This is a genomic window from Streptomyces sp. NPDC087906 (genome assembly GCF_055584925.1).
In genome coordinates this window covers 249,191-262,045 of sequence record NZ_JBVJLC010000002.1, presented here as the reverse complement: position 1 = coordinate 262,045, position 12,855 = coordinate 249,191, and the positions used below count along the sequence as shown (strand labels likewise).

At 70.7% G+C, this 12,855-nt stretch carries 9 protein-coding genes; 6 read left to right on the top strand and 3 right to left on the bottom strand.

Features of this window, described 5'->3' with window-relative positions:
• Window positions 1-131: 131 nt before the first annotated feature.
• On the top strand, window positions 132-2,336 hold the full coding sequence (locus ACZ63I_RS06465; protein ID WP_469335962.1) for an alpha-L-rhamnosidase-related protein: 2,205 nt from the start codon (window positions 132-134) through the stop codon (window positions 2,334-2,336).
• A gap of 21 nt (window positions 2,337-2,357) precedes the next feature.
• Here ACZ63I_RS06465 and ACZ63I_RS06460 read toward each other — a convergent pair whose 3' ends face one another.
• From ACZ63I_RS06460 to ACZ63I_RS06450, 3 genes are all read right to left on the bottom strand, one after another.
• Window positions 2,358-3,140 carry an SAM-dependent methyltransferase gene (locus ACZ63I_RS06460; RefSeq protein WP_469335960.1) on the bottom strand — a complete coding sequence of 261 codons (783 nt, stop codon included), beginning with the start codon at window positions 3,138-3,140 and terminating at the stop codon, window positions 2,358-2,360.
• Between the two features lie 142 nt (window positions 3,141-3,282).
• Window positions 3,283-4,830: a M81 family metallopeptidase gene (locus ACZ63I_RS06455; protein WP_469335959.1), complete on the bottom strand. Its 1,548-nt coding sequence runs from the start codon at window positions 4,828-4,830 to the stop codon at window positions 3,283-3,285.
• The gene (locus ACZ63I_RS06450) at window positions 4,827-6,071 is read right to left on the bottom strand and encodes an ROK family transcriptional regulator (protein ID WP_469335957.1); all 1,245 of its coding nucleotides are present in this window, start codon (window positions 6,069-6,071) and stop codon (window positions 4,827-4,829) included. Before ACZ63I_RS06450 ends, ACZ63I_RS06455 begins: the two co-directional genes overlap by 4 nt.
• Before the next feature lie 303 nt (window positions 6,072-6,374).
• On the opposite strand from ACZ63I_RS06450, the gene ACZ63I_RS06445 reads away from it, so the two are divergent.
• The 5 genes from ACZ63I_RS06445 to ACZ63I_RS06425 all read left to right on the top strand — a co-directional run bounded on the left by ACZ63I_RS06445 (window position 6,375) and on the right by ACZ63I_RS06425 (window position 12,844).
• Window positions 6,375-8,186, top strand: coding sequence for a peptide ABC transporter substrate-binding protein (locus ACZ63I_RS06445; RefSeq protein WP_469335954.1), 1,812 nt, complete (start codon window positions 6,375-6,377; stop codon window positions 8,184-8,186).
• A gap of 107 nt (window positions 8,187-8,293) precedes the next feature.
• Window positions 8,294-9,253 (top strand): ABC transporter permease, encoded by a 960-nt coding sequence (locus ACZ63I_RS06440; RefSeq protein WP_469335953.1) that lies wholly within the window; start codon window positions 8,294-8,296, stop codon window positions 9,251-9,253.
• Window positions 9,250-10,164, top strand: a complete 915-nt coding sequence (locus tag ACZ63I_RS06435; protein ID WP_469335951.1) for an ABC transporter permease — start codon at window positions 9,250-9,252, stop codon at window positions 10,162-10,164. The genes ACZ63I_RS06440 and ACZ63I_RS06435 overlap by 4 nt, the downstream gene beginning before the upstream one ends.
• Window positions 10,161-11,864 (top strand): dipeptide ABC transporter ATP-binding protein, encoded by a 1,704-nt coding sequence (locus ACZ63I_RS06430; protein WP_469335949.1) that lies wholly within the window; start codon window positions 10,161-10,163, stop codon window positions 11,862-11,864. The genes ACZ63I_RS06435 and ACZ63I_RS06430 overlap by 4 nt, the downstream gene beginning before the upstream one ends.
• Window positions 11,861-12,844 carry an ROK family protein gene (locus ACZ63I_RS06425; RefSeq protein ID WP_469335947.1) on the top strand — a complete coding sequence of 328 codons (984 nt, stop codon included), beginning with the start codon at window positions 11,861-11,863 and terminating at the stop codon, window positions 12,842-12,844. The genes ACZ63I_RS06430 and ACZ63I_RS06425 overlap by 4 nt, the downstream gene beginning before the upstream one ends.
• The last annotated feature ends 11 nt before the right edge of the window (window positions 12,845-12,855 follow it).

The following is a 12,855-nucleotide window of genomic DNA, read 5'->3' as shown; positions in this document are numbered from 1 at the left end:
AGCTGCAAGTTATCGGGTCGGCATGGTTGCCATCGCGAGGTGGCCGTGGATACCGTGTGCCGCGGCTGAGCTTGAATCATTTCAATTCATTTCAAGCCACTGTCATGTACCCACCACAATCGGGAGCAGCGATGCCGGACACGACAGAACCGGGCGCGGGACCCAGGCGGCGCGCGCTCCTGAGAGCGGGAGCGGCGACGGTGGTGGTCGCCGCGGGGATGCGCGGGGTCACGGCGGAGGCGGCGCCCCGGACCGGCGGCGCGAGCCGGAGCGTCCCGGGTCCCGGCAGCCCGAGCCAGAGCAGCCCGAGCCACGGCGGCGCGAGTGGCGCGGGACATCGCGCCGCGCCCAGCGGCAGTTGGGACAGGTTCAACCTGTCACCCGCGGCGCGCACGGTGCGCCCGGTCGCCGTGCATGCCACCACCGGCCGCGTCGACAACGCCACGTACCTGGTCAAGAAGTCCGGCCGGGCCCCTACCCGGCTGACCGGCGCAGGAGCTTCGGTCACCCTCGACTTCGGCAAGGAGGTCGGCGGCTTCGTCACGCTGACCTTCGGCGACGCCTCGGACATCGGCCAGACGATCGGGCTGACCTACTCGGAGCTGTCCACCTACATCAGCACCGCGTCCAGCGACGGCTCCAACGGCGGCTCCAACAACGAGCCCCCGGTCACCTACGCGGTCGACCCGGCCGGCCGGGTGAGCACCCAGACCTCCGTACCGACCGGCGGCACCGACGCGGCCGGCACCCCGGTCAGCCAACTGCGCGGCGGCTTCCGCTATCTGACCGTGGTCAACCGCACGGCAGGCGCCGTGGATCTCAGCGACGTCTCGCTCGACATCGCTTTCGCGCCGAACGCCGCCGATCTGCGGGCGTACCCCAACTACTTCTCCTGCGACGACGATCTGCTCACCCGCATCTGGTACGCGGGCGCCTACACCGTGCAGACCAACATCGTGGCGAGCAACCAGGGCCGGGTCTGGGGCCCGCCGAACGTCGGCTGGAACAACAGCGCCCGGATCGGCGAGTCCGGCGACACGGTGCTGGTCGACGGCGCCAAGCGGGACCGTACGGTGTGGCCCGGCGACCTCGGCATCTCGGTGCTGACCGACTACGTCTCGCTCGGCGACCTGCGGACCGTACGCAACTCGCTGGACACGCTCTACAACCACCAGGCGGCGAGCGGCGCACTGCCGTACGCGGGCCCCGCAGTCAACTTCATCGGCAACTCCGACGCGTACCACCTGTGGACGCTGATCGGCACTGCCTCCTACCTCCAGTTCAGTGGCGACACGGCATGGGCGACGGCCGTCTACCCGAAGTTCAGGACCGCCCTCGACTACATCACCGCCAAGATCGGCTCCGACGGCCTGCTCGACGTGACCCAGTCCGCCGACTGGGCCCGTACCGACTCGGACGGCAAGAACCTCGAAGCCAACGCGATCATGTACCGGACACTGCTCGCCGCGGGCACCTTCGCGGAAGCGGCAGGCGATCCCGCGACGGCGACGGCCTGCGCAGCGAAGGCCGCCGCCCTGAAAGCGGCCGTGGAGGCGGGCGGTTACTGGGACGCGAGCGCCGGACTCTACCGCGACAAGCCGGGCTCCGCGCTCCACCCGCAGGACGGCAACGCGCTCGCCGTCTGGTTCGGCCTGACCGACGAAGCGGCCAGGACCGCCGCTATCGGCAAGGCGCTGGCCGCCCGCTGGACCTCGACCGGAGCGCTCACCCCGGAGAAGAGCGCCACGTCCGTGCACCCGTTCCCCGGCGGCATGGAGGTGCACGCGCACTTCGCGGCCGGACTGGACCGCAACGCGCTGGACTTGATCCGGCTGGAGTGGGGCTACATGCTCAACTCCCCGCAGGGCACGGCGAGTACGTTCTGGGAGGGCTACCGCACCGACGGCAGTTCGGACTACTCAGGCTCGTACATGAGCGCGGCCCACGGCTGGTCCACAGGACCCACCTCCGCCCTGACGTTCTACCTGCTGGGCATCGCCCCCGACCCGCACGGCGCCCCCGTCTACCGGATCGCCCCGCACCCCGGCGGAGTCCGGCACGCCGAGGGCCAGTTGACCACCCCGGCCGGTGTCGTCGCCGTGTCGTGGCAGGACCGGGGGAGCGACGGGTTCGACCTCGATGTCGACGCACCGGACGGCGCCGTGGAGGAGATCGCCGTGCCGGTGCCGGACGGTGCGAAATATGTCGTCCGGGTGGACAACAAAGCCGCTTGGGACGGCACTTCGCGCGCGTACGCGGCCCGGGTGGCCGGCGGCTGTGTCGTCCTGACCGGCATCCCCGGGGGCAGCCGGCGGATCACGGCCCGCAGGCGCTGACCGCGCCCGTCGGCCGCGGCCCTACGAAACGTAACCCACGGCCCCGTAGAGGTAGATGTCCTCGACCGGCGGGACGGGCTCGTCCCTGAACCACTCCGGGGCCCGGACGATGCCGGGTTCGACCACCTGGAGCCCGGCGAAGAAACGGCTGAACTCCTCGCGTGTCCGGGGCGCGAGCTTGATGCCGCCACTCCGGTATCCGGCCGTCCCCTTGCGGGTGAACTCGGGCGGGGAGAGGTCGGACGCCCCTTGGGACAGTACGACATAACTGCCCGGGGCGAGCGCGCCGACCAGCGTGGACACGATGCCGTACGGGTCGTCCTCGTCGGGAAGGAAGTGCAGCAGGCCGATCATGGACAGTGCGACCGGCCTGCTGAAATCGAGCAGTTGGCGTGCGTGGTCGGCGACCCGCTGCGGCTGCCGGACGTCGGCGTGCACGTAATGCGTCGCGCCGTCGGGATGGCTGACCAGCAGCGCCTCGGCGTGGGCCAGGACGATGGGGTCGTTGTCCGTGTAGACGACCTGCGCGGCCGGGTTGACCTCCTGCACGATCTGATGCAGGTTCGGCTCGGTCGGGATGCCGGTGCCGATGTCGAGGTACTGGTCGATGCCCTGGATGGCCAGCCAGCGGACCGCGCGGTGCATGAACGCCCGGTTCTGCTTGGCCTGTTCGGCCGCCCCTTCGGGCAGCGCCTCACCCACCGCCTGATCGACCGGGTAGTGGTCCTTGCCACCTAAGAGATAGTCGTAGACGCGCGCCGCGTGGGACACACCGGTGTCGACCTGAAGCTTCGGACCTGTCATGCGCCTGACGCTATGCCAGAAGTCCGTCACTCCGCCAGAGGCCCCCGTGACGCCGTGTCGCCGCCGTTCACCCGCCGATGCTCGCCCGTCGCCGCCGCTCGCCCGTGCTGCCGTTCACCCGTCGCCGTTCACCCTCCGCCGTTCACTCGTCGTCGCCCGTGAGGGGTTTGTCCGACGGCGCTATCAGCCGGGCCGTCAGGTCAGGGTCCGCCATGTCTGCGTCGAAGGGGAACATCGGGCGGCGGATCCGGTGGTGGCCGAGGCGCAGCAGGTCCTGGTCGACGCCGCCCGGGGTGAGCGCGAGCTGCCAGCCCGCGGACATGTCGAACAGTTCGGGTTCGAGATAGCCGATCTTGACGATCACGATGTCGGCGCCGCGCGGATCCAGCGCGAGATCGGTGAAGTCGTGCTCGTGGTGGTACGGCTTGCGCAGGGTGGTGAGGATCGCGAACACACTGCCGACCCGCAGCACGACCTCGGTCCGCGCGTCCGGGTCGCCGTGCCGGATCGCGTGCACCACGCCGGTCATGGTGAGCGGTCCCGCGTGCCGGTCGTCCACCTCCGCACCCGCCGTGACCGTGACGGTCGCGCCGACGCCCGCCCGCTGCGCGGCGGCGACCGCCTCGGGCCCCGGCACCGACGCGTAGATGACGGTGGGGCCTTCGGGGTCCTGGAACTCCGGCCTGGCGAGGACGTGCTGGAGTCCCCACGTGACGTCGCCCGCACCGCCGGCTGTGGGGTTGTCGCCCGAGTCGCTGATGAAGTAGGGCCGGTCGGCCGACGCGAGCGCGTCGTCGAGACACGCGTCGAGCGACCCGGTGGGCGCGACGAAGGCGAAGTCGCGGCGGCTCTCCCAGAATCCGCGGGCCAGCTTCTCCGCGCCCGCGCTCACGGCGGCCTCCGACGGTCCGGTCACCACGACGGCGGCCCGGTTGCGCGGCTCGTCGGCCCAGGCGTAGCCGACCCAGATCGCCGCGTCGATGACGCCGTCCGCCGCCTCGACGTCGGCCACGGCGGCGTAGACGCTCTTCGCCGGCTCGACGCGGGTCGAGGTCTGTTCGCCGGCGAGCAGCACCGGCACCGGGACCCACGCCTTGACCGGCCGGGGCGCGCCGGAGACGAGCAGGTCCACGAGGTTGCGTGCGGCCCGCTCCTTCGTCTCCATGTGGTCCTCGTGCGGGGCCATCCGGTAGCAGGTGATCAGGTCGCTCCGGTGCGCCAGCTCCCGTGAGACGTTGCCGTGCAGGTCCATGGAGGTCGAGACGATGACGTCGGGGCCGACCGTCTCGCGTATCCGGCGGAGCAGCAGGGCCTCCGCGTCGTCCATGCCCTCGACGGTCATGGCGCCGTGGATGTCGTACCAGAGTCCGTCGATGTGCGGCATGGCCGCCAGCCGCTCGATCAGCTCGTCCGACAGCGCGGCGAACGCGCCCGCCGTCACCTGGCCGCCCGGCAGCGACTTGCCGACGAGCGCGCCGCGCCACTGCGCGGCTGCGGCCAGCGGCTCGCCCGGCGCGAGGAAGGGGTAGCGCGCGAGCACGTCGGCGTCCCTGGCCGGACGGAAGGCCGGGGCCTCGGTCCTGGCGGGCGAGAAGGTGGACGATTCGATGCCGAGGCCCGCGACGGCGATGACGGGACGGGCGACGGGCGTGCGGGACGGCTGCACGGCTCCTCCTGCTGCGGTGGTCATGAGGTCAGCTCTCCGGTGGGTTCGGGATTCCGGCGCGCCGGTACGGGGCGCGGCGCCGGGTCGGCGAGCGCGTCGGCCGACTGCGCCGCCGCGCGCTGGAGCGCGAACTGGCCGGCGCCGAAGAGGCCGGCGTCCGCGCCGAGACTGGCGCGCTCGATCGTGAGGTGCTCGGTCACCAGCGGGTGGCAGGCCTCGTAGAGCTGGCTCCGCACCGCGGCCACCAGCGGTTCGAGGGTCGACAGGATGCCGCCCAGATACACGGCGTCGGGGTTGAAGAAGTTGACGTTCGCGGCGAGCACCTGGCCGAGGTGCCGGCCCGCCTGGCGGACCGCGCGTGTCGCCTGCGGGTCGGCGTCGGAGGCGAGGCGCACCACGTCCTCAACCGAGCCGATGTCGGCGCCGCTCTCCCGCAGGACCCGTACCAGCGCGGCCCCGGACGCGACGGTCTCCAGGCAGCCGGTGTTGCCGCACGAGCACGGGATGTCCCCCGCCGCGTCGATGCGTACGTGGGTGATGTCCCCCGCGGCGCCGGTCGCGCCCCGGTAGAGCCGCCCGTCGACGATGATGCCGCAGCCGATGGCGGAGCCGATCTTCACCATGATCGACTGGTCGCGGCTGCCGGGCCGTGCGGCGTGCTCGCCGACGGCCATGCAGTTGGCGTCGTTGTCGACGGCTGCCGTCACCCCGAACCGCTCCTCCAGCCACGTGCCGACCGGGAATCTGTTCCACCCCGGCATCCGGGAGGGCAGGGTGACGGCCCTGGACCCGACGTCGACCGGGCCCGGCAGGGACAGGCCGACCCCGCGCAGCCGCTCCCTGCCGCGCGCCTGCGCGAGCGCTTCGAGCGTCTCGGCCAGCCGCGGCAGCGCCGTTTCGGGGCCGTCGTCGAGCGCGAAGGGCACGGTCGAGACGTCGGTCAGATCGCCGCCGGGCAGCACGACACCGACCCGGGCGTGCCGGCCTCCGACGTCGGCGGCGACGGCGTACTCGTCGGTGCCGCCCACGCGCAGCACCTTGCGGGGCCGGCCGCCGCCGGACGCGCGGGTGCCCTGCTCGGCGACGAGGCCGCGCTCGACGAGCTGGCTGACCGTGAGCGAGATCGTCGACGGAGCGACGCCGAGGAGCTCCGCCAGCTCGGTGCGCGACACCGCCTGCCCGGAGGCGATGAGTTCGAGGACGCGCGAGGCGAGGGAGGGCACACCCCTGGCGCCGCTCCGGTGCGGTGCACTTATGTCAGACATGGGTGAACTAACTTCCGGAACGGGGATGATGGCGATGACAGTACGCCTGCGCCGCTCTCCGGCCGAGAGGTCAAGACCGCCCGAGTTCCGCCTCGTTACCGGCCAATAATGGACAAAGCGAACTCCTGCCAAGGGGTCGAACCGTCCGACGTGGGCTTTCTTCAGAAAAAAAGAAACCTTCTTTTTACGAAAGTTCGTTTGTTTTTTCGGGCGAGGCGGCCTTGACTGCTCTTCCAAGCGCCCACCGCGACGTCTCCCCGCCTTCCGCCGGGACGCAACGGGTCGTACTTCATCAGGAGAGTCATGTTCCCTGCTCGCGTGACGGAACGCCGTCGATGGGCACTCATAGCGGGCGCCGCCGCCTCGGCGTGCGCGCTGCTCGCCGGGTGCAGTGGGTCGACCGGTTCCGCGTCCGCATCGTCGGACTCGATCAACTACGCGCTGCCCGCCAACTTCACACCGAACTGGATCCTGCCGATCGGCACCGCGGCACACCTCAACACCAACAACGACTCCATAGCGGCCGCACTCTGGGAGCCGCTCGTCGCGTACGACGGGTCCAAGGGCAGCGTCGCCTGGAACAAGGAGGCGTCGCTCGCCACCGCCGCCGACTTCGCCAAGGACGGCAAGAGCGTCGATGTGACCCTCGGCAACCGGCACTGGAGCGACGGCAAGCCGGTCACCTCGCGGGACGTCGAGTTCTGGTTCAACGTCATCAAGGCCAACAAGACGCAGTGGGCCAACTACAACGAGGGCAAGGCCCCCGACAACTGGACCTCGCTCAAGACCGTCGACGCCACCCACTTCACCATCACGTTCGACCGCGCCTACAACAGCCAGTGGATGCTGGCCAACGAGCTGAGCCTCATCAAGCCCCTGCCGCAGCACGCGTGGGACAAGACGAGCGCGTCCGCCGCCGTGTCCGACGCCGACAGGACGCCGGCGGGCGCCAAGCAGGTGTGGACGTTCCTCAACACGGCGGCGAAGAACATCTCGGGCTACGCGACGGACCCGCTGTGGAAGGTCGTCAGCGGCCCGTACAACGTCAAGTCGTTCGCGACGTCGGGCAAGGTCGTGCTCGCCGCGAACAAGAAGTACGACGGCGGCGAGAAGGCGAACATCGCGACGGTCAACCTGCTCCCGTTCACCACGACGGACGCGGAGAAGAACGCGCTGCGCGCGAAGACGGTCGACTACGGCTACATCAACGCCGGCGACCTCGACCAGAAGGACTCGTTCACCAGCAACGGCTACTCGGTGAAGCCGTGGACCGGGTGGGCGATCACGTACATGCCGTACAACTTCAACAACCCCACCATGGGGCCCGTGTTCAAGCAGCTCTACGCACGCCAGGCCGTGCAGATGTCCATCGACCAGACCAGCCTCTCGAAGGTCATCTTCAACGGCACCGCGGTCAACGGCTACGGACCGATCCCGCAGGCCCAGAAGTCCGAGTTCGTCTCGCAGGTCCAGAAGGACAACCCGTACCCGTTCTCGACCGAGAAGGCCAAGGCGCTGCTGACCTCCCACGGCTGGAGCGAGCAGGGCGGTGTGCTGGTCTGCACCCAGCCGGGCAGCTCGGCCGCGCAGTGCGGCGCCGGTGTGGCCAAGGGGACGAAGTTCGAGATGCAGGTGCTGTCGCAGTCGGGCTCGCCGGTCACGGACAACATGATGAGCGCCGTCCAGTCGTCGCTGTCGAAGACCGGGATCAAGTTCTCGATCAAGACGGCGCCGGTCAACTCGGTGCTCTCGCAGACCCCGCAGTGCACGGCGAGCCAGTCGATCTGCAAGTGGCAGCTCTCTTTCTTCGGCACGGCGGGCAGTTGGTACTTCAACGCCTTCCCGACCGGTGACTCGCTGTTCCAGACCAAGGGCGGCTCGAACTTCGGGAACTACTCGAACCCGGACGTGGACAAGCTCATCACCGCGTCCACCACCTCGACGTCCAACGACGCCGTGCAGCAGTACAGCGAGGCCCTCGCCAAGGACCTGCCGGTGATCTGGCTGCCCGAACCCGACTACCAGATCTCCGTGGTCAAGAACGGCCTCGGCGGCTTCTCGCAGGACTCCCTGGCCAACTTCCACCCCGCACAGTGGAAGTGGACCGGCAAGTGATCAACACGCGGCGGGGGACCGGATGCTGTCGGGCGAACCGGCCCGCACACCGCCCGGCCCCCGTCGCGACCCGTACGCCCCACTGATCCGAACCGGCCGGAAACCAGATGCCAACCTTCCTGTACCTGACCCGACGAGTCCTTCAGGCCGTCGTGGTGCTCTTCTTCGTGACGGTGGTGGTCTTCTGCCTCCTGCACGCGCTCCCGGGCGGTCCCGCACGCGGGATCCTCGGACCGCAGGCCACGGCGCGGCAGATCGCGGACTTCAACCACCAGCAGGGCTTGGACAAGCCGCTGCCCGTGCAGTACGTCTACTACCTCGGCACACTGCTGCGCGGTGACCTCGGGACGTCGTACACGCTCAACGAGCCCGTCGCCCAGCTCATCGCCCAGCGCCTCCCGAAGACACTCGTGCTCACGGTGCTGTCGGCCGTCGTCGGGCTGATCCTCGCGATCCCGCTCGGGATGGCGCAGGCCGTCCGGCGCAACAAGCCCGTCGACTACATCGGCACCACACTGAGCTTCATCGCCTACTCGACCCCGGTGTACTTCCTCGGTCTCGTGCTCGTCCTGGTCTTCAGCCAGGTCCTGAACTGGTTCCCGGCCCAGGCACCCCAAGGCGACACACTGGGGCAGGTGTTCGCCGACCCGGCGGGGCTCGTCCTGCCGGTCGTCGCGGGCGCCGCCTCCATGGTCGCCGTGTTCAGCAGGTACATGCGCGCCGCCACCCTGGAGAACCTCTCCGAGGACTACGTGCGCACCGCCAGGGCCGGCGGCTCACGGCAGGGAGCCCTGCTGCGGCGGCACGTCCTGCGCAACTCCCTGACGTCCGTCGTCGCGATGCTCGGCTACTACGTACCCGTGCTCTTCGGCGGAGCGCTGGTGGTCGAGCAGCTCTTCAACTACCCGGGCATGGGACTGCTGTTCTGGTCCGCAGCCCAGTCGTCCGACTACCCGGTCCTGCTCGGCTGCGTCCTCGTCATCGCGATAGCGACCGTCGTCGGCACGCTCCTCGCCGACGTCGTCCAGCGGATCATCGATCCCCGAGTGAAGGCAGGTCGCGCATGAGCGCCGTACTGCAGCCGGGCCAGGCACCCGGCACCCGGGCGTCCGCCCAGGGCCGCCCCGGCGCTCCCGCCACCGGACTGCGCCTCATCGCGCGCAGATTCGCCCGCAACCGGCTCGCCGTCGTCGGGCTCGCCGTCGTCGTCCTGTTCGTGCTGTTCTGCTTCGTCGGACCGCTCGTGTACTCCACGGACCAGACGCACACCACGCTCTCCCAGGTGAACCTCTCGCCGAGTGGGAAGCACCTGTTCGGCACCGACGCGGTGGGACACGACGAGTTCGGCCGGCTGATGTTCGGCGGCAAGGTGTCGCTCATCGTCGGTCTCGCGTCCGGGCTGCTCGCCACCGTCATCGGCACCCTGTGGGGCGCGACGGCGGGCTACGCGGGCGGCTGGATCGACGCCGTCATGATGCGCATCGTCGACGCGGGCATCGCGATCCCCGCGCTCTTCATCCTGCTGGTGATCTCCGCGATCTCCAACCCGGGGGTGTGGGGCCTCGTCGTCATCATCGGGCTGGTCTCGTGGCTCGTCCCCTCCCGGCTCATCCGGGCGGAGACACTCACCCTGAAGAGCCGCGACTACGTGCTCACACTGCGCGCCATCGGCGGCACCCACAGCCGCGCGATCGGCCGCCACATCCTGCCCAACTCCGTGTCGACCATCGTCGTCGCCGCGACCTTCCAGGTCGCCGACGCGATCCTGCTCGTCGCGTACGTGTCGTACCTCGGCCTCGGTGCCCAGCCACCCGCGACCGACTGGGGCGGCATGCTCTCCGCAGGACTCAACGCCGCCTACTCCGGGCGCTGGTGGCTCATCCTGCCGCCCGGCCTCGCCATCATCCTGGTCGTGTGCGCCTTCAACGCCATCGGCGACGGCCTCCGTGACGCATTCGACGTGAGGGGACGCGGATGACCGCCACCGAAGCGACCGCAGCGACCGCCGAGCCCATCCTCGAACTCGACGACCTCGGCGTCACGTTCAGCACCGAGAACGGCGACGTGCCCGCCGTACGCGGAGTCTCGCTGCACGTACGGCCCGGCGAAACGCTCGCGCTGGTCGGCGAGTCGGGGTCGGGCAAGTCGACGGTCGCGCTCGCCGCGATCGGGCTGCTGCCCCACAACGCCCGCGCCACGGGCCGCGCTTCGGTCGGTACGACCGATGTCGTCGCCGCCTCCCAACCGGACCTCGCCAAGCTGCGCGGCCGCACGGTCTCCATGGTCTTCCAGGAGCCGGCGACCGCACTCGACCCGCTCACCAGGGTCGGCAAGCAGATCGCCGAAGTCGTACGCAACCACCGCGCGCTGTCCGCCGCCGAAGCGGCGAAGGAAGCCGTCACCCTGCTGCGCCGCGTCGGCATCCCCGACCCCGAACAGCGGGCGTCCGCCTTCCCGTTCCAGCTCTCCGGCGGACAGCGGCAGCGCGTCGTCATCGCCATGGCCATCGCGAACGGTCCGAGCCTGCTGATCGCGGACGAACCGACCACCGCGCTCGACGTGACCGTGCAGGCCGAGATCCTCGACCTGCTGCGCGAACTCGCCGTCGACTCCGGTACCGGCGTGCTCCTCGTCACCCACAACATGGGCGTCGTCGCCGACTTCGCCGACCGGGTGGCCGTCATGCTCCAGGGCGAAATAGTCGAGACGGGAGCCGTGGAGGACGTACTGCTGCGCCCGACGCACGACTACACCAAGCGGCTGCTCGCCGCCGTGCCCCGGCTGAGCGTCGCCGAGCGCGGGGCCGAACCGCCGGCGGCCGGGGCTCGTACCTCCGCCGACCCCGTGGTCGATCTGCGGGACGTGACCGTGCAGTTCGGACGCGGGCGTGGGGCCGTACGCGCCCTGGACGACGTGTCCTTCTCGGTCAACCCGGGAGAGACCGTCGGTCTCGTGGGGGAGTCCGGGTCCGGCAAGTCGACGGTGGCCCGTGTCGCACTCGGCCTCGTCCAGCCGGCCGCCGGAACGGTCTCGCTGTTCGGCACCGACCTCGCCAAGACCCGGGCCCGCGCCCGCCGGGCCCTGCGCTCCGGCGTCGGTGTCGTCCTCCAGGACCCCGTCGCCTCACTCGACGCGCGGATGAGCGTCGCCGAGTGCGTCGCCGAACCACTGCGCGTCCACCGCCGCGGCATGTCGGCGAAGGAGCGCAGGGACCGGGTCGCCGAGATCCTTGAACGGGTACGGCTGCCACGGGACTTCGCGCGGCGGGCGCCCGGTGAGCTGTCCGGCGGACAGCGCCAGCGGGTGAGCCTCGCCAGGGCGCTCGTCCTCGCCCCGCGACTGCTCGTCGCCGACGAGCCGACCAGCGCGCTGGACGTCAGCGTGCAGGAGACGGTGCTCGAAGTGATCTCCGAGCTGAAGGACGAACTCGGCTTCGCCTGCCTGTTCGTGTCCCACGACCTTGCCGTGGTGCAGCAGTTCTCCGAACGCGTCGTGGTCATGCGGGCAGGGCGCATCGAGGAGGAGGGCGCCACCGAGGCGACGCTCAGCCACCCCGAAACGGACTACACCCGCCGGCTGCTCGCCGCCGTGCCCGTACCGGACCCGGTCCTGCAAAGGCGGCGCCGCGCCGACCGCCAGGCGGCGCTCGCCGCGGGTGGATCGGACGTCGACGCATGAGCCGAACGGAGATCCACCGATCCGTGCGCGCCAGGTACGCGGGGATCGACATCGGAGGCACCACCACCCAGGTCGTGCTCTGCTCGGAAGACCTCGCCGTCCTCGACCACATCGAGATCGCGACCCCGGCCGCCGACGGCGGAACCGCCATGGTGGGCGCGGCGGTTGACGCGGCCCGGGTGCTTCTCGGCCGGGTGCCGTCGGAGCTGCGCGGGGTCGGGGTCGGCGCCGCGGGCGTGGTCGACGCGCGTACGGGACATGTCCTGGTCGCCAGCGACTCGTTCACCGGCTGGGCGGGTTTTCCCGTCACGGAAACCGTCGAAGCTGCCCTCGGCGTACCGGCGTTCCTCGACAACGACGTCAACGCGTTCCTGCGCGGTGAGGTGTCGAAGGGCGCCGTCGAGGGGGAGCCGTACGTCCTCGGGATGACGCTCGGCACGGGCGTCGGCGGGGCCTTCTGGATGGGCGGGGCACTGTTCGAGGGCCCGCACGGCGCGGCGGGCGAGATCGGCCACACCCCGGGCTTCGGCGACCTGCCGTGCACCTGCGGCGGCCGGGGCCATCTGGAGACACTCGCTTCGGGGCGCTCCATCGGCGCCCGCTACGAGGAGCGGACCGGCCGGCCCGCCACGGCCCGGGACGTCGCGGACGCGGCGGGCCTGGGCGATCCGGACGCGGTCGCGGTGTTCGAGGCGGCGGGCTCCGCCGTCGCGCGGGCGATCCTCATCACGGCGGGCGTCGTCGATGTCACGACGGTGGTGATCGGCGGCGGTGTCAGCGGCGCCTGGTCTCTGCTCGAACCGGCGATCCTGCGCGCCCTGGCGGCCGAACCTCCGGTGAGCGGGCACCCGGTCCGGCTCGTACGGAGCGCCCTCGGCAGCAGCGCGGTCGCGATCGGCGCCGCGTCCCGAGCCCGTACGGCGCGGGCGGACGACCGGCACCTGGGCCGGCCGACGGCGACGGCCCAGGGTCAGCGATAGTCTGCGGCATC